The organism is Bradyrhizobium sp. S3.2.6 (genome assembly GCF_040546885.1).
GTDB classification, from domain to species: domain Bacteria; phylum Pseudomonadota; class Alphaproteobacteria; order Rhizobiales; family Xanthobacteraceae; genus Bradyrhizobium; species Bradyrhizobium cytisi.
The window spans coordinates 98633-114777 of record NZ_JBEPOS010000015.1 but is presented as its reverse complement, the minus strand read 5'-3'; the positions used below and the strand labels follow the sequence as shown (position 1 = coordinate 114777).

15 protein-coding genes are annotated in these 16145 nt (G+C 62.9%); 7 read left to right on the top strand and 8 right to left on the bottom strand.

What is annotated here, in order from left to right; genetic code table 11:
• Positions 1-13: 13 nt before the first annotated feature.
• The gene (locus ABID58_RS24455; protein ID WP_354035232.1) at positions 14-2863 is read right to left on the bottom strand and encodes a bifunctional transaldolase/phosoglucose isomerase; all 2850 of its coding nucleotides are present in this window, start codon (positions 2861-2863) and stop codon (positions 14-16) included.
• Between the two features lie 212 nt (positions 2864-3075).
• On the opposite strand from ABID58_RS24455, the gene ABID58_RS24450 reads away from it, so the two are divergent.
• The 4 genes from ABID58_RS24450 to ABID58_RS24435 all read left to right on the top strand — a co-directional run bounded on the left by ABID58_RS24450 (position 3076) and on the right by ABID58_RS24435 (position 8625).
• Entirely contained in the window at positions 3076-3468 is a 393-nt protein-coding gene (locus ABID58_RS24450; RefSeq protein WP_354035230.1) for a hypothetical protein, read from the top strand.
• A gap of 384 nt (positions 3469-3852) precedes the next feature.
• Positions 3853-5796: a PrkA family serine protein kinase gene (locus ABID58_RS24445; RefSeq protein ID WP_148754747.1), complete on the top strand. Its 1944-nt coding sequence runs from the start codon at positions 3853-3855 to the stop codon at positions 5794-5796.
• A 19-nt stretch (positions 5797-5815) separates the two neighbouring features.
• Positions 5816-7093, top strand: a complete 1278-nt coding sequence (locus ABID58_RS24440; protein ID WP_187435276.1) for a YeaH/YhbH family protein — start codon at positions 5816-5818, stop codon at positions 7091-7093.
• Positions 7090-8625, top strand: a complete 1536-nt coding sequence (locus tag ABID58_RS24435; RefSeq protein ID WP_148754745.1) for a SpoVR family protein — start codon at positions 7090-7092, stop codon at positions 8623-8625. Before ABID58_RS24440 ends, ABID58_RS24435 begins: the two co-directional genes overlap by 4 nt.
• Positions 8626-8842: 217 nt before the next feature.
• Here the strand turns inward: ABID58_RS24435 and ABID58_RS24430 are convergent, their stop codons facing one another.
• The 6 genes from ABID58_RS24430 to ABID58_RS24405 form a co-directional block, all read right to left on the bottom strand.
• Positions 8843-9289, bottom strand: a complete 447-nt coding sequence (locus ABID58_RS24430; RefSeq protein ID WP_354035228.1) for a DUF1801 domain-containing protein — start codon at positions 9287-9289, stop codon at positions 8843-8845.
• Positions 9286-9498 carry a hypothetical protein gene (locus tag ABID58_RS24425; RefSeq protein ID WP_187435263.1) on the bottom strand — a complete coding sequence of 71 codons (213 nt, stop codon included), beginning with the start codon at positions 9496-9498 and terminating at the stop codon, positions 9286-9288. Before ABID58_RS24425 ends, ABID58_RS24430 begins: the two co-directional genes overlap by 4 nt.
• A gap of 45 nt (positions 9499-9543) precedes the next feature.
• Positions 9544-9975, bottom strand: a complete 432-nt coding sequence (locus tag ABID58_RS24420; protein WP_354035226.1) for an SRPBCC family protein — start codon at positions 9973-9975, stop codon at positions 9544-9546.
• Positions 9972-10295 (bottom strand): ArsR/SmtB family transcription factor, encoded by a 324-nt coding sequence (locus ABID58_RS24415; RefSeq protein WP_354035224.1) that lies wholly within the window; start codon positions 10293-10295, stop codon positions 9972-9974. The genes ABID58_RS24420 and ABID58_RS24415 overlap by 4 nt, the downstream gene beginning before the upstream one ends.
• 134 nt (positions 10296-10429) lie before the next feature.
• Positions 10430-10873: a DsrE family protein gene (locus ABID58_RS24410; protein WP_354035222.1), complete on the bottom strand. Its 444-nt coding sequence runs from the start codon at positions 10871-10873 to the stop codon at positions 10430-10432.
• 40 nt (positions 10874-10913) lie between these two features.
• Positions 10914-11534 (bottom strand): hypothetical protein, encoded by a 621-nt coding sequence (locus tag ABID58_RS24405; RefSeq protein ID WP_354035311.1) that lies wholly within the window; start codon positions 11532-11534, stop codon positions 10914-10916.
• A 196-nt stretch (positions 11535-11730) separates the two neighbouring features.
• Between ABID58_RS24405 and ABID58_RS24400 the strand changes: the two genes are divergently transcribed.
• The 3 genes from ABID58_RS24400 (at position 11731) to ABID58_RS24390 (ending at position 14596) form a co-directional block, all read left to right on the top strand.
• A complete protein-coding gene (locus ABID58_RS24400) occupies positions 11731-12315 on the top strand; it encodes an STM3941 family protein (RefSeq protein ID WP_148754739.1) in 585 nt (194 codons plus the stop codon).
• A gap of 282 nt (positions 12316-12597) precedes the next feature.
• Positions 12598-14130 carry an SUMF1/EgtB/PvdO family nonheme iron enzyme gene (locus ABID58_RS24395; protein WP_354035220.1) on the top strand — a complete coding sequence of 511 codons (1533 nt, stop codon included), beginning with the start codon at positions 12598-12600 and terminating at the stop codon, positions 14128-14130.
• 16 nt (positions 14131-14146) lie between these two features.
• Positions 14147-14596 (top strand): DUF4399 domain-containing protein, encoded by a 450-nt coding sequence (locus ABID58_RS24390; RefSeq protein ID WP_354035218.1) that lies wholly within the window; start codon positions 14147-14149, stop codon positions 14594-14596.
• A gap of 99 nt (positions 14597-14695) precedes the next feature.
• Here the strand turns inward: ABID58_RS24390 and ABID58_RS24385 are convergent, their stop codons facing one another.
• Entirely contained in the window at positions 14696-16027 is a 1332-nt protein-coding gene (locus ABID58_RS24385; RefSeq protein WP_148754736.1) for an adenylate/guanylate cyclase domain-containing protein, read from the bottom strand.
• Positions 16028-16145: the final 118 nt, after the last annotated feature.

Sequence of the window (16145 nt, the reverse complement as noted above, 5' to 3'; positions counted from 1 at the left end):
TGAGAAATTCCTCTTAATTCAGCGCGTCAGTGAGCGCGGCATTGAGCGCAGCGAGACCTTTCTTGAGCGGCCCCTTCAGGTGCACCCGAAGCGCGCGACGGCCGCGCTCGGTGAGCACGTCGAAATCGCCGCGTGCCTGCGCCGCCTTGATCACGCCAAAACTTGCCTTCTGGCCCGGCACGGCCAGGTCCTTGGCGTCATCTGCAGTGATCTGGAGGAACACGCCGCTGTCGGGCCCGCCCTTGTAGGCCTGACCCGTGGAGTGCAGGAAGCGCGGTCCGAATTCGGCGGCAGTCGCCAGATGCCGTTTCTCCAGCACGGCCGTCCGCATCTCCTGCAGCGCCTCGATTGTGGCCTTGTCGCGGGCGATGTAGCCGAGCAGGGCAAAATAATCGCCGCGCCGCGAGCGCGTGATATGTGCCCTGAGCCAGGAGGCGAGGTCGCCATTGGCTCCCATCGTGCGCAACGCGACTGCGTTGGTGTCGTTGGTGTAGAGGTCGAATTCCGCGGTGCTGACCACGGGCTCTTCGGCCGGCAGCGCGCCGGTCTTCTCGTAGGCTGACGTCAGCTCGCGGGTCTTGATCTTGGCGGCTTCGACGTCGGGCTGGTCGAACGGGTTGATGCCGAGGATCGAGCCTGCCACCGCCGTCGCCATCTCGAAGCGGAAGAACTCCTGACCGAGATGGTCGATCGACTTCATGACGATGCGCACCACGGGATGGCCGGCCGCCTCGATCCCGGCAAGTGCCGAGTCGTGCGCGGCGTCTGTCTCGCCCTCGGTGCGGATGTCGATGAAGAAGCGGTCGTTGCCGTAGAGCGAGGACTCGCCCAGCGGCTCGCCGGCGATCGGGATCAGGCCCTTGCCCTCCTTGCCGGTCGATTCCGCGATGAGCTGCTCGGCCCAGGCGCCGAAATCGGCGATCTTCTTCGACGACAGGATTGTCACCTTGTCGCGGCCTTCGAGTCCGGCGAGGCCCATGGCGAGGCCGAGCTGGACGCCCGGGTTCTCGCTTGGCGGCACGTCCGGTCCGCAGGAGCGTGCCATCGAGAGCGCATGCTTGACCAAGGTCTTGACGTCGATGCCGGCCGTGGCCGCCGGCACCAGGCCGAACGGCGACAGCACCGAATAGCGGCCGCCGATCGACGGTTCGCCATGGAAGACGCGGGCGTAGTTGAGCTTCTTCGCCGCCTTTTCCAGCGAGGAGCCCGGGTCGGTCACCGCGATGAAGCGGAAGCCGGTCTTGGCCTTCGGGCCGAGCGCCTGCGCGACGCGCTCATGGAAATAATCCTTCATCGCGTTCGGCTCGGTGGTGCCGCCGGATTTGCTGGAGACGATGAACACGGTCTTGGCGATGTCGATCTTGGCCTCCATCGCCCGCACCTGCGCCGGATCGGTGGAATCCAGCACGTGCAGCTTCGGGAAGCCCGCTTTCCTAGCAAAGGTCTCGGCCAGCACCTCCGGCCCGAGGCTCGATCCGCCCATGCCGAGCACGACGGCGTCGGAGAAGTTCTGGCCCTTCACGCGGTTGGCATAGTCCTCGTAGTCGGCGACGTCGGCTTTCGCCGCGCTGTCGAGCCAGCCGAGCCATTTGTCCTCGTCCGTCCCGGTCCAGACCGATTTGTCGCGCTGCCACAGCCTGCGGATCTTTGCCGATGCGCGCCATTCCTCGGTGCTCTTGGCCACGGCCTTGCCGAGGCCGTCCCCCAGCGAGAGCTGCTGGCGGTCGATCGCGGGTCCGAGCACCGTGGCGCGCTTGTGGGCGACGGCGCCGTAGAGCTTGTCGGCGGCATCGGCGAACTGCTTGACGCCGTCCTTGACGAGCTCCTCGGTGATGGCATCGAGCGAGACGCCGGAGCGCTCCAGCTCTTCCAGCACGCGGCGGGCGTCGTCGACGTTCTCCTCCAGGCTGTCGCGCAGCTTGCCGTGGTCGCGGAATGCATCCAGCGTCGCCGGCGGCATGGTGTTGATGGTGTCGGGGCCGATCAGCTCCTCGACATAGAGCACGTCGCTGTAGTCCTTGTTCTTGGTGCCGGTCGAGGCCCACAGCATGCGCTGCGGCTTGGCGCCCTTGGCGGCGAGCTTGTCCCAGCGCGGGCCCGAGAACAGGTGCTTGTAATCCTGATAGGCGACCTTCGCGTTGGCGATCGCGACCTTGCCCTTCAGCGCGGCGAGCCGCTCTTTCTCGGATGGGTCGTTGGCCCGCGCGATCTTCTCGTCGAGCTGCTTGTCGACCATGGAGTCGATGCGGCTGACGAAGAAGCTCGCCACGCTCGCGACATGCGAGGGGTCGCCGCCGCCGGCGATATATTTCTCGAGGCCGGCGAGATAGGCCTCGGCGACCTCGAGATAGACTGCCTTTGAGAACAACAGCGTGATGTTGATACTGACGCCGTCGCCGATCAGCGTTTCGATCGCCGGCAGGCCCTGCGGCGTCGCCGGCACCTTCACCATCAGGTTCTTGCGGTTGACGTCCTTCCAGAGCCGCCGTGCCTCGGCGACGGTCCCGGCGGTGTCCATCGCCAGATAGGGCGAGACCTCGAGGCTGACATAGCCGTCATGGCCTTTGAGGCGGTCATAGACCGGCCGCAGCACGTCGGCGGCGTTCTGGATGTCCTCGATCGCGACCGCCTCGAACAGATCGGCCACGGTCCGGTCGCCGCGCTTCAGCGCCTTGCCGATCGGGGCGTCGTACTCGTCCGAGCTACCGATCGCCTTCTCGAAGATCGACGGATTGGAGGTGACGCCCTTGAGGCCGTCGTCGTCGATCAGCCGCTTCAGGTCGCCCTTGGCGATGAAGCCGCGGGCGAGGAAGTCCAGCCAGACGGCTTGTCCGTGCTTTTCCAGTTCTTTGACGGGATTCATGATGCTTATTTATCTCCAAGCCTGCGGGCGGAGGGGGTTTCCGCGCCGGTCCTGACGCGCTATCCTTTAGCTCACATGCTCCCGGGAGGGAACCAATCAAGGGTATTGGCGTCATTCTCTCAGCTTAACTCCGTCGCGATCATGGCGATCCAGGCGGCAGTCGTCCTTTTGCGTAATAAAAATTTGGCCGCGATGGTTCGGCCGAGGCGTTGTTGCGTGAGGACATCGGTCGCGTCGCGAAGTGTCGTCAGCGGTTATCGATCCGTCTGATCGTCATTGGCTCGGTCGCGAATGGCCATGCTGGGGGAAGCATGCACGCAAGTCCTGATGGCGTTGCCGTAGCCGATCACGGGCCATCGATCGCGTCGACCGTCTGCATCGGCGCATCCCATGATCTCGACATCGGTCAATCCGTCATGCGGCTCCTGGTCGCGGCGCACCTCGCGATGATGCGGCGGCGCGCAAGCGTTGCTTTCAAAAGGCTTGCTTTCAAAAGGCTTGCTTTCAGACGGCTTGCCTTCAAGTCAAGCGCGGCAGCTCTTCTGCATCCGGGCCGCCACGCAGAACGACGTTATCCGTTCGGAGGGTTTGGCGACCGATTATGATACAGCGCTGCGCGCTTGCCCACGCATCGCATCGCAGCAGGAAGATGAACGCGGCGCGCAAGGCATCGCCCTGCAAGCGTCATAAGTTTGCCGCTGGCAAATTGTCATGTTGCAGTGCCCGAGGGACTCGTCCCCGGTATTGCCCGGATGTGGCGAGCGAGTGACATTTTCTGGAAATGAGCGAAGATGGATAGAGATTCGCACAAATTACAGGCAAGTGCCTGTTCGTAATTCAGCGAGTGCCTACCTTGTGCGTTGCGTCGTCTCGGCACCCGGGTGTCCAATGATGGTCATGTGCTCACGCTGATTCGAGAAGCGGCCTGAGGAACGGTCCAGTAACTGCTTTCGTTTCAGCTTGTAGCGGAACTCACGCGGAGAGGGATCATGTACAACGATTCTCTATTCAACGCTTTCGCTAAGTCGTTCGAGGCGAGAAGCCAGCACGACATGTCGATGGCGGAATACCTGGAATCGTGTCGAAGCGATCCCATGAAATACGCGAACTCGGCCGAACGGTTACTGGCGGCGATCGGCGAGCCCCAGACGATCGACACGGCCAAGGACCCACGCCTTGGCCGTATTTTTTTGAACCGCACGATCCGCACCTATCCGGCCTTCGCCGGCTTCTACGGCATGGAAGAAACCATCGAGCGCATCGTCGGTTTCTTCCGTCATGCGGCGCAGGGCCTCGAAGAACGCAAGCAGATCCTCTATCTGCTCGGACCGGTCGGCGGCGGCAAATCCTCGCTCGCCGAGCGGCTGAAGTCGCTGATGGAAGTGCATCCGATCTACGTGCTCAAGGCCGGCGATGAACTCTCGCCGGTGTTCGAGAGCCCGCTCAGCCTGTTCGATCCCGATCAGCTCGGTCCGATGCTGGAAGAGAAGTACGGCATTCCGCGCCGGCGTCTCACCGGCTTGATGAGCCCGTGGTGCTACAAGCGGCTGGAAGCCTTCGGCGGCGACATCTCGCAATTCCGCGTCGCCAAGATTCAGCCGTCGCGGCTGCGCCAGATCGGTATCGCCAAGACCGAGCCCGGTGACGAGAACAACCAGGACATCTCCTCGCTGGTCGGCAAGGTCGATATCCGCAAGCTCGAGACCTACGCGCAGAACGATCCCGACGCCTACAGCTATTCCGGCGGCCTCAACCGCGCCAATCAGGGCGTGCTCGAATTCGTCGAGATGTTCAAGGCGCCGATCAAGATGCTGCATCCGTTGCTGACCGCAACGCAGGAAGGCAACTATATCGGCACCGAGAACATCGGCGCGATCCCGTTCACAGGCGTCATCCTCGCGCACTCCAACGAGGCGGAGTGGTCGAGCTTCAAGGCCAACAAGAACAACGAAGCCTTCATCGACCGCATCTGCGTTATCAAGGTGCCCTATGTCCTGCGCTACACCGAAGAGCAGAAGATCTACGAAAAGCTGATCCAGGGCTCCGAGCTTGCGTCTGCACCGTGCGCGCCGGCGACGCTGGAAACGATGGCGCGATTCTCGGTGATGTCGCGGCTACGCAAGCACGAGAATTCCACGCTGTTTGCCAAGATGCGGGTTTATGATGGCGAAAGCCTGAAGGAATCCGATCCCAAAGCGCGCAGCGTCCAGGAATACCGGGATGCCGCCGGCGTCGACGAAGGCATGGACGGTGTCTCCACGCGCTTTGCCTTCAAGATCCTGGCCGCGACCTTCAACCACGATCCGCAGGAGGTTGCCGCCGACGCCGTGCACCTGATGTATGCGCTGGAACAGTCGATCCGCCGCGAGCAGCTTCCTGAGGAAATCGAAAAGCGTTACCTCGAATTCATCAAGGCGGAACTTGCGCCGCGTTATGCCGAGTTCATCGGCAACGAGATCCAGAAGGCCTATCTGGAATCCTACTCGGATTACGGCCAGAACCTGTTCGACCGCTACGTGGATTACGCCGACGCCTGGATCGAGGACCAGGATTTCAAGGATCCCGACACCGGACAACTCCTTGATCGCGATCTCTTGAACCAGGAGCTGACCAAGATCGAAAAACCGGCCGGCATCGCCAACCCGAAGGATTTCCGCAACGAGGTGGTCAAATTCTCGTTACGGTCGCGCGCCCAGAACGGCGGGAAGAATCCGACCTGGACCTCCTACGAGAAGATTCGCGATGTGATCGAAAAGCGGATATTCTCTCAGGTCGAGGACCTGCTTCCGGTCATCTCGTTCGGGTCTAAGAAGGACGGCGAGACGGAGAAGAAGCACGGCGAGTTCGTCGCACGCATGGTGGAGCGCGGCTACACCGAGCGTCAGGTTCGCCGACTGGTCGAATGGTACATGCGCGTGAAGCAAGCCGGTTGAGACGGATGAGAAAGTGGCCATTCACATTATTGACAGGCGCCTGAATCCAGGCGGCAAGAGTCTTGAGAACCGGCAGCGGTTCTTGCGTCGGGCCAAATCCCTGGTGCAGGGCGCCGTCAAGAAGACCTCGCAGGAACGCGACATCAAGGACGTCCTGGAGGGTGGTGAGGTCACGATACCGCTCGACGGCATGCACGAGCCGCGTTTCCGCCGTGAAGGCGGAACGCGCGACATGGTGCTGCCCGGCAACAAGAAGTTCATCGAGGGCGACTACCTCCAGCGCTCCGGCCAGGGCAGCGCCAAGGATTCCGGTCCCGGCGAAGGCGACAGCGAGGACGCCTTCCGCTTTGTGCTCAGCCGCGACGAATTCGTCGATCTCTTCCTCGACGATCTCGAGCTGCCCGATCTCGCCAAGCGCAAGATTGCACAGACGGAGAGCGAGGGCATCCAGCGCGTCGGCTATACCACGTCGGGGTCGCCCGCCAACATCTCGGTCAGCCGCACCGTAAAGCTCGCGCTGGCGCGCCGCATCGCGCTCAAGCGTCCCAGCAAGGACGAGATCGAAGCGCTGGAAGCCGAGATCGCCGCCTGCGCCGACGAGGACGAACGCGTGGAGCTTCTCGCCCGGCTCGAAAAGCTGAAGGCGAAGACCAAGCGCATTCCCTTCATCGATCCGCTCGACATCCGCTACCGCCGCTACGAGAAGGTGCCGCGGCCGGTGGCGCAGGCCGTGATGTTCTGCCTGATGGACGTCTCCGGCTCGATGTCCGAGCATATGAAGGATCTCGCCAAACGCTTCTATATGCTGCTCTACGTGTTCCTGAAGCGTCGCTACAAGCATGTCGAGATCGTCTTCATCCGCCACACCGACCGCGCCGAGGAAGTGGACGAGCAGACCTTCTTCTACGGCCCGGCCTCCGGCGGCACGTTGGTCTCCAGCGCGCTGCAGGCGATGCATGAGATCGTGCGCGAACGCTTCAATCCGGCGGACTGGAATATCTACGCGGCGCAAGCCTCCGACGGCGACAATTCCTATTCCGACGGCGAGCTCACCGGCCTGCTGCTGACCGAGAAAATCCTGCCGGTCTGCCAGTTCTTTGCCTATCTCGAGGTCGGAGAATCCGGCGGCAGCGCCTTCGATCTGTCCGATTCCTCGCTCTGGACCCTTTATGAGCGCCTGCGCAACGGCGGCGCACCGCTCTCGATGCGCAAGGTCAGCGAGCGCAGCGAGATCTTCCCGGTGTTCCACGATCTGTTCCAGCGCCGCGAGACTTCTCAGGAGAAAGCCGCTCCATGACGGAACGCTTGTTCGAAGGCGCCGATTGGGATTTCCACACCTTGCAGCGCATCACCGATGCCTGCGAGGAGGTGGCGTTGAAGGATCTCGGGCTCGACGTCTACCCGAACCAGATCGAGGTGATCACCGCCGAGCAGATGCTGGATGCCTATTCATCCGTCGGCATGCCGCTGTTCTACAAGCACTGGTCGTTCGGCAAGCATTTTGCGTATCACGAGGCGTCGTATCGCAAGGGCCTGATGGGCCTCGCCTATGAGATCGTGATCAACTCCTCGCCCTGTATCTCCTACCTCATGGAGGAGAACACGGCGACGATGCAGACGCTGGTGATCGCGCACGCCGCCTTCGGCCACAACCACTTCTTCAAGAACAACTACCTGTTCAAGCAGTGGACCGATGCGGAAGGGATTCTCGACTACCTGGATTTCGCCAAGAAATACGTGATGCAATGCGAGGAGCGCTACGGCCGCACCGAGGTCGAGCGCACGCTTGACGCGGCGCACGCGCTGATGTCGCACGGCATCGACCGTTATCCCGGCAAGAAGAAGCTCGATCTGCGCGAGGAAGAGAAGCGGGCAGGGCGCCGCCGCCAGCACGAAGAGGAAGTCTTCAACGATCTCTGGCGCACCGTGCCCAAGGGTGCCTCGAAGAGCAGGACCGCGATCTCGCTCGAGCGGCGCCGCAAGCTGCTCGGCCTGCCGCAGGAAAACCTGCTCTACTTCCTGGAGAAGAGCGCGCCGCGGCTGGCGCCCTGGCAGCGCGAGCTGCTGCGCATCGTTCGCCACATCGCGCAATATTTCTATCCGCAGAGCCAGACCAAGGTGATGAACGAGGGGACGGCGACCTACGTCCACTATCGCATCATGACCCAGCTGCATCAGCAGGGCCGCATCACCGACGGCAACTTCCTCGAATTCCTGGGATCGCACACCAATGTGGTGTTCCAGCCCGAATTCGACGATCAGCGTTTCTCGGGCTTCAACCCCTATGCGCTGGGCTTCGCCATGATGCAGGACATCGAGCGCATCGTCACCAGTCCGTCGGACGAGGACCGCGAATGGTTCCCTGACATCGCCGGCAAGAACGACGTGATGGGCGTGCTGCGCGACGTCTGGGCCAACTACCGCGACGAAAGCTTCATCGCCCAGTTCCTGAGCCCGAAGCTGATGCGGCACTTCCGCATGTTCCATCTGCATGACGATCCCGAGGAGCGCGCCGGCATCCGGGTTGACGCCATTCACGACGACCGCGGTTTCCGCCGCGTCCGCCGCGAGCTGGCGCGGCAGCACGACGTCGGCTACATCGACGCCAATATCGAGGTGGTCGATGTCGATCTCTCCGGCGACCGCCGGCTGATCCTGCACCACCGCGTCATCAAGGGCTCGCAGCTCAACGAGACCGATGCCAAGCGGGTGCTCCAGCATCTGGCCGATCTCTGGACCTACGACGTCGCGCTGATCGAGGTCGACGGGAGCGACAAGGTGCTGCGCGAATACGTCGTGAGCCCGCGGCCGATCACAGCGGCAGCGTAACGCCGCTGACTGCGCGGAAGTGACAAGGCGAGATGCGCGTCAATGTGCCCTCGCCCCTTGTGGGAGAGGGCAGCGACACTGGTAGACACAAGCTCACTGGGGTGAGGGGTATCTCTCCGCACTTTCCCGTGTCGATAGAGACCCCTCATCCGGCGCTTCGCGCCACCTTCCCCCACAAGGGGAGAAGGAAGGCGTTCGCGGCTGCGCAACACGTGCTCTAGGCCGATTGCTTCTTCGCCGGCTTCTTCTTCGCCTTGGACGCATTCAGCGCCACGGCCGCGCGGATCAGTGCCTTCATCGCCTTTTCGTTGATCTTGGCGCCCTCGGGAATATCGATCGCGCGCCGTACATTGCCGTCGAGGCTGGAATTGAACAGGCCGGCCGGGTCGTCCAGCGCCGCGCCCCTGGCAAAGGTCATCTTGACGACGGCCTTGTAGGTCTCGCCGGTGCAGATGATGCCGTCGTGCTCCCACACGGGAACGCCGCGCCATTTCCATTCCTCGACGACCTCGGGATCGGCCTCCTTGATCAGCGCGCGGATTCGCTTCAGCGTCTCGCCGCGCCAGTCGCCGAGCTCCTTGATCCTGCCGTCGATCATCTTGGCAGGCGAAGGTCCATCGGTGTCCTTCGCGGCGTTCTCCTTTGCCGTCACCGCCTTTTTCATGATCGCGCCCCGCTGCGCCGGCCGACATAGGGCAGCGCGAACAGATAGAGCCCGGTCGCGAGCAGCGGGATCAGCGGCACGAAGGCCAGCAAGCCGATCCATGTCGCTTGAATCTGCATGGTCAGCGCAACGATGTTGGCTATCACGGCGAGCGTGAAGGCAAGCGACAGCCAGCGATGGATCTGTCGAATCCACATGTTCGAGCTCATCTAGGTCTCCTGTGGGAATGTTCGGAATGGACGCTCGTGGCAAGGCTATTCGGCCCGCGCCAGCAGCTCGTCCAGCTTGGTGAAAAACTGCTTCCAGCCGGCATGCGCGCCGCCATAGGCCTGCTTCTGGCTGGGGCGGAAGCCCGCCTGCTCGACGCGCAGATGCGTGCCGGTGCCTTGCGGGGTGAGCGTGAACGTCACCACGCTCTTGAGGTCGTAGGCCGAATCCTCATGCGTGAAATTCCAGGTGTAGGCCAGCGAGCGCTGCGGCTCGATGGCGAGCACCTCGCAATCGAGCACGCCGCCCCATTCGCCGCGGAGATTGAAGCGGTGACCGACCGTCGGCTTGAAGTCGTTCTTCATCAGCCATTCCTCGATCAGATGCGGCTGCGTCAGCGCGCGCCACAGCCGCTCCGGCGGATAAGCAAATTCCCGCTCGATGACCACGGAACGTGTTTCGGTCGCAGCCTCAGTCATTGGTCCATCCTCTTGAGGAGATCGTCGAGCGCATCGAGCCGGTTCTGCCAGAAGCCCGCCATCTGGCTGGTCCAGTCGATCAGCGGATTGAGCGCGCCGGGCTGCGCGCTGTAATGGGTCTGGCGTCCTTCATGGCGGTCGCGCACCAGGCCCGCCTGCTTCAAGGCGCCGAGATGCTTTGAGACCGCCGGTTGGGAAACGCCGGATCGCACCGTCAGTGCCCCGACCGTCTGCTCGCCCTCGCGGCACAGCCGCTCGAAGATCGCCCGCCGCGTGGGGTCGGCGAGCGTCCGGAACAGAAGGTCGTGTGCGGCGGACATGCGCAATCCATAACTCGTAGGTTATGGATAATTCATAACCGCAGGGTTATGGGTATGTCAAGCGATATGGAGATGAGTTGAAAGAGGGCGCCATGCGCTCTCTCCGTCGCAATGGCGGAGAATGTGGCGGCGCCCTACGGCCGCAGATACAGATACCCCTGCGACTGCAGCTCGGCCAAACGAACCACGCCGCCCTTCTCCGCGCTGACAAACCCCGGCAGCAGATCCGTCAGCGTGATGTTCTGCGCCTTCATCGTGTTGCCGCAGGCGGCGAGCTCGACGCCGTCCCTGGAGAAATCGCCGATCCGCTTGCTGATGTCCGGGTTGGCCTGCGCCGAGTGGAATGCCTTCAACGCCGGCCCGTGGATTATCAGCGCGATCGTGACATGGTCGGGGCCGCCGACGCCGTCGATGTGGTTCTGGATGTTGCCGAGCACGAAATTGACCTTGTCGGCGTCGCTGAGGTGATAGACCACCTTCAGCCTGTCCGATTTCGCTTCCGTTGCAGCATTGGCGCGCGAGGCAAACGCCGCGCCCAGCGCCGAGACGGTGCTCCACAAGATGTTCCGGCGGTTCATCGCGGTCTCCCTCGCAGCGACTGGCTTTGCCGGAGACATATCATTTGTGGCGGAGCGCTGCGAGTTCCTTGCGGTCGGTCACGAGCGCGGCGCACTCGCTGTTGTCGGTCCGGTCGAGCCGGAAAATCCCGTCGTCGTGGCCTGCGACCAGCGACCGCTCGGCCTCGTCGTCCGGCTTGTTGTGCAGCCAGACCCTGATGCTCGCGAGCCGCACGATGGCCGATTTGTCGTCCTTCGAGAGTGCGACACCGATGCCACCGCCCTCGCAATCGACGCCGCAGCCGAGGCGGACCTCGCCGCCGTCCTTGGTGAACACCACGTGGTGACAGGAGCCGCTGGAGTCGAAATCGCCGCTGCGGTGGCGATACCGGAAGCCGAGCCGGAAGGAGTTGTGGAGCTGCTTGTCCTCGCTGTCGATCTCCGCCGAGACCAGCAGCGTCATCGAGGCGACCTTCTGCATCGGATGCCGCGCCAGGTGCCCGGCATCGTAGCGGCGGACGAAGCAGGCATAGGCCGTCTTGCCGGGCGTGCCCGCATACATGCGCGCGTTGAAGGTCTCGGCTTCGGTCTTGCTCGCCTGGCGGATGTCGTCGGCCTCCTCGGCCCGGGCGGCGCCGATGAAGGCGGCAAAAGCAAGCGGAAGGATGAGGGCAAGCTTCATGATCGCACCGGATACGTCAGCCATTGACGGCCCGCATCGGCAGGGTGGGGGCCAACTGGCCGTTAGTCGCAAGCCGCATGCCGCGCGTTCAACTGCATCGCTTCCGGCAGCCTCGCGCAAGGTTCCAGGCTTAACCGTTGCAAGGGAGGGGCGTGGATAGACCCCAGATTGTTGCAAATGGCTGGAGGCGATCGAAATGTCCGAAAGTCAAAACTTGCCCAATCTTGCGATCGGCTATTCGCGAGCCCGCCTGCTGACGCTTTTCGGTGGCAGCGGGCTACTGACGCTGCTCTTTGCCGGGCTCGCATTCACCTGGCAGGAAGGCAAGAACATCACCTCGTTCCAGGTCGCCGCCTGCTATGTCGGTGCGGTGTTCTTCGGCCTTGCCACCTGCCGCATGCTCTGGCGGCTGTTCTCCGCGCGGCAGCCGGTGGTCTTCATCAGCCGTGTCGGCATCCGCGACACCAGGCTCGCCGGCGAGACCATCGCCTGGAGCGCCGTGCGAAAGATCATGCTCTGGGAGCAGCGCACGCAGAAATTCGTGGTACTCAAGGTCGACCCACTCATCGCCGAGCGATTTTCCGGAGGATTTGCGACGCAAGCCTTGGTGCTGATGAACAAGGCGCTTGGCGCTGACAGCGTGATCGTCAAAGCGGGCGGCCTGACCATGAACACCGAAACATTGCTCGAGACCTGCAAGCAATATTGGGGCGCGGGACGACCGGCCCACGCGGACCACGCCGTGCCGGAGCCTCAGCCCGCGCCGGAGCCTGTCAGCTAGAGTTCGCCAAAGCGGGCGTCTCGACCATGCCGGCCGAACTCGTCCGTCACCCTGTCTCTCCCCCTTCCGCGGAGCCGAGATCGGTGCTCCGAGCGTTGCCTTAGTCGCAGGTTGGGGCAAGAAGGTTCAGGCAAATGGGTAAGCCCTTTGCTCTCCGGAACTCGCTGTCGGCGATCCCTTCGCCGTTGTCCCGGTTCGTCAATGTGATAGCGTTCACACGCGATTGTTTCTCGAAGTCGTAGGCTGGGGCCGCCTCTTGTAGGTTTTGTGGAGTCCCCCGCAATGGGCGAAATTCGCAACTTCAGATCCGGGAATACGAACGAGCCGCCTCCGCACGGCGGGATGCCTCGTCGTCTCGCAGCCATCATTGTCGGTGACATCGCATCCTACAGCCGCTTGATGCAGGCCGACGAGGAAGGCACGCATGTCCGCGTCAAGCGGATCGAGCGGGACCTCATCGAACCCAGCATCGTCGAGCATCATGGAAATCTGGTGAAGACCACGGGCGATGGTTTCATCGCCATCTTCGACAGCCCCGTCGAGGCCGTTCGATGCAGCATTGTCATCCAGCAGAACCTCGTTGGCCGCAATGCCTCGATACCGAGGGACTCCCGGATCGAATACCGAATTGGCGTCAATCTCGGTGATGTCATCGTTGAGCCGGACGACATCTACGGCGATGGCGTCAACATCGCCACACGCATCGAGGGCATTGCCGAGCCCGGTCAGGTCTACATCTCGGGCGCGATCTACGAGCAGATCAAGCACAAGGTGGTGTGCGGCTATGAGTCGCTCGGGGATCGCAAGGTCAAGAACATCACGGATCCCGTGCGCATCTATCGTGTGCTGCCGGATGCAGATGCAGTCGGCAGGACGCGCGGCCGGCGCGAGAATACCCTGATCTTTCTCCTGGGCATCACGCTGCTGGTCATTGCCACGGGCGTGCTCTGGTATCTGCTGGCGCAGCCGGAGGGCAGGGTGGGCGAGCAGGCGGCCACGCCGACCGTTTCTCCGGCCGCATCGCCGATCCCGCAGCCGTCGCCGCGCGAGGCGGCGACGCAGACACCGCAACCGTCTCCCTCACTGGCCTCAGTGCCTGCGTCGCCCACTCCTGCGCCCAGCCAACCGACAGCGGCACCGGTCCGTGAACCCGAGATGATCGCTGTTCGCGGCGGCAGCTTTGCGATGGGAAGCAATGATGATCCGACCGAACGTCCTGTCCACCAGGTCACGGTCAAGCCATTCTCGATCGGAAAATATCCGGTGACAGTGCAGGAATGGAACGAATGCGCCGCCGCCAAGGCGTGCGGATTCACGGCCACCGGAAAGGACGATGCGCCAATCACCAATGTGAGCTGGACCGACGCACAGCAATATGTCGCGTTCCTCGTGCAGACGACGAAGAAGCCTTACCGGCTCCCAAGCGAAGCCGAATGGGAACATGCGGCGCGCGGCGGGACGTCGACAAAGTATTGGTGGGGCGACAAGTCCCAGCAGGGCATGGCCGGGTGCAAGGACTGCGGTGATGCCGTGGCCGAGCAGCCGGCGAAAGTCGGCAGCTTCAAGCCCAATCCTTTTGGTCTCTACGACATGGGCGGCGCCGTCGACCAGTGGGTCGAGGACTGCTGGCACAAGAGCTATCAGGGCGCGCCCAATGACGGTTCGGCATGGAGCGGTGGGGACTGCAGCTCGCACGTCCTGCGCTCGGGCTCCTGGAAGAACGACTTGAGATACGTGCGCCCGTCCAACCGCGACGGTTACGATACCAATGTTCGTTACCCGACGCATGGCTTCCGTGTCGCGCTCAGTCCTTAACTGCCGGAGTAGATTGATGCAAATCCTTCGCTGCGTTGCGCTGTCGGCGGTGCTCGCATTGCTCCCGGGCATGGCCTTCTCGCAGGGTAAGGCTGCTCCAAAGGACGCAAGGGTTTATTTTATAACCCCGTATGACGGGCAAAGGGTGCGCGGCGGATTCCTGGTCCGGTTCGGCCTGCGCAACATGGGTGTGACGCATGCCGGCGACGACTATCAGAACGCCGGCCACCATCATTTGCTGGTCGACGTCAACGACCCCATCGATCCGAAGGAGCCGATCCCGCAGGACAAGTCGCATCTGCATTTCGGGGCAGGGCAGACAGAAACTTTTCTCGAGCTTCCGCCCGGGACCCACACCCTTCAACTGGTGCTGGGCGATGCGAAGCACTACCCGTTCGACCCGCCGGTCGTCTCGGACAAGATCACCGTGCGCGTCAGGCAGCCCGTTTCAGCGCGGAGCAAATGATCAACGCAGGCTGGGCTCTCGCCCGGGGCCGCGCGTTGCAACTGGTGCAGAGCGATGCCAAGCATGATCCGTTCGAGCCGCCCGTCGTTTCGAGCAAGATCACGGTGCGGGTGAGATAGAGCTTTCGGCGGCAAAGATTTGCCATTCGCCGGGAACGCCCTTCAGTGGCGTGACACCACGGCTGCCAAAGCGGAGGCCAGACCCAGCGACGAGATCCTTCACGGTGCTCGACACCAATACTTCCCCGGCGCCGGCCAGCGCCGCGACCCGTGCGCCGATGTGGACGGCGATCCCGCCGACATCATCGTCGATGATCTCGCATTCGCCCGTATGCAGGCCGGCGCGGATATCGATGCCGAGCGACCTGACTTCATCAGCGATCGCTCGAGCACAACGGACCCCGCGCGCAGGCCCGTCAAACGTCGCGAAAAACCCGTCGCCGGTGGTCTTGACCTCATGGCCCCTGAAGCGAGCGAGGATGCTGCGGACCATGGCGTGATGGTCGTCAAGCAGGGCGCGCCAACGACGATCGCCGAGGCTGGCGGCCTTTTCAGTCGAACCCACGATATCGGTGAACAGCACCGTTGCGAGCACGCGATCAGCCACTGCGGAACCACGTGCTCCCGTCAGGAATTCCTCGATCGCATCGGAAATGTCGTCGGCGTTTTCGCCGACATAGAAGAGGTGATCGCTCCCGGGAAATTCCGCCAGACGCGCTCCGGGAATTTTCGCGGCGACGTCGCGCCCGCCCGCGACGTTGACGACTTGGTCCCCGGTCCGGTGGATGACGAGGGTTGGCACACGAACCGCCGGCAATACGCCGCCGATCTCGATCTGGCTGTTCATGCGCATCAAGGCCGTCACTGCGGCCGGGCTGGCGCCCAATCGCTCGTTGCGCCCCCACCAGCGCTGAAACGCGGCGTCGTTCGCCCGCGACGGCGCGAACTTCTGGATGCTGCCGCCGGTGCCCCAGGCTTTCTCGACATAGTCGAAGAACGCCGCAAGCGCCTCGTCGGTCGCAAACCAATAGGAGAAGCGCGAAAAGCTGCCGTAAAGCACGAGCGCGCGGCACCGATGCGGATAGGTGGCCGCAAACAGAATGGAGAGTGGCGCGCCCTCCGAGATCCCGAGCAGGGCTGCCTGCTCGATGCCAGCCGCGTCCATCACCGCACGCAGATCGTCCATGCGCACGTCGAGGCCCGGGAGTTCGCTGACGCGATCGGATCCGCCGGTACCTCGCTTGTCGAAGGTGACGACGCGCGCGTAGCCCGCAAGGCGGGTCAGGAAGCGAGCGAGGTCGGGTTGGTCCCAGTAGTTCTCGACGTTGGACACGAAGCCCGGCACCAGGACAAGATTGATCGGACCGTCGCCGAACGCCTGGTAGGCAACGTGGACGTCTCCGCTCCTGGCGTACTGCGTAACCGGCTGCATACGTGATCCCTGCCTGCAGGCTGACCATAGCAAACAAGATTTGCAGACGGAAAGCCGTCACTTTGGTCCAAAAGGCTAAGGCGCGCTCGGGGACGAACGCGCCTCGGAATCGCGACGC

Bases quoted from the DNA above. Each gene is read 5' to 3' on its own strand.
- ABID58_RS24430 (WP_354035228.1), bottom strand. From the start codon at position 9,289: ATGAAAAAGGCGGTGACGGCAAAGGAGAACGCCGCGAAGGACACCGAT.
- ABID58_RS24420 (WP_354035226.1), bottom strand. From the start codon at position 9,975: ATGACTGAGGCTGCGACCGAAACACGTTCCGTGGTCATCGAGCGGGAA.
- ABID58_RS24425 (WP_187435263.1), bottom strand. From the start codon at position 9,498: ATGAGCTCGAACATGTGGATTCGACAGATCCATCGCTGGCTGTCGCTT.
- ABID58_RS24405 (WP_354035311.1), bottom strand. From the start codon at position 11,534: ATGAAGCTTGCCCTCATCCTTCCGCTTGCTTTTGCCGCCTTCATCGGC.
- ABID58_RS24415 (WP_354035224.1), bottom strand. From the start codon at position 10,295: ATGTCCGCCGCACACGACCTTCTGTTCCGGACGCTCGCCGACCCCACG.
- ABID58_RS24390 (WP_354035218.1), top strand. From the start codon at position 14,147: ATGCAAATCCTTCGCTGCGTTGCGCTGTCGGCGGTGCTCGCATTGCTC.
- ABID58_RS24435 (WP_148754745.1), top strand. From the start codon at position 7,090: ATGACGGAACGCTTGTTCGAAGGCGCCGATTGGGATTTCCACACCTTG.
- ABID58_RS24445 (WP_148754747.1), top strand. From the start codon at position 3,853: ATGTACAACGATTCTCTATTCAACGCTTTCGCTAAGTCGTTCGAGGCG.
- ABID58_RS24385 (WP_148754736.1), bottom strand. From the start codon at position 16,027: ATGCAGCCGGTTACGCAGTACGCCAGGAGCGGAGACGTCCACGTTGCC.
- ABID58_RS24395 (WP_354035220.1), top strand. From the start codon at position 12,598: ATGGGCGAAATTCGCAACTTCAGATCCGGGAATACGAACGAGCCGCCT.
- ABID58_RS24455 (WP_354035232.1), bottom strand. From the start codon at position 2,863: ATGAATCCCGTCAAAGAACTGGAAAAGCACGGACAAGCCGTCTGGCTG.
- ABID58_RS24410 (WP_354035222.1), bottom strand. From the start codon at position 10,873: ATGAACCGCCGGAACATCTTGTGGAGCACCGTCTCGGCGCTGGGCGCG.
- ABID58_RS24400 (WP_148754739.1), top strand. From the start codon at position 11,731: ATGTCCGAAAGTCAAAACTTGCCCAATCTTGCGATCGGCTATTCGCGA.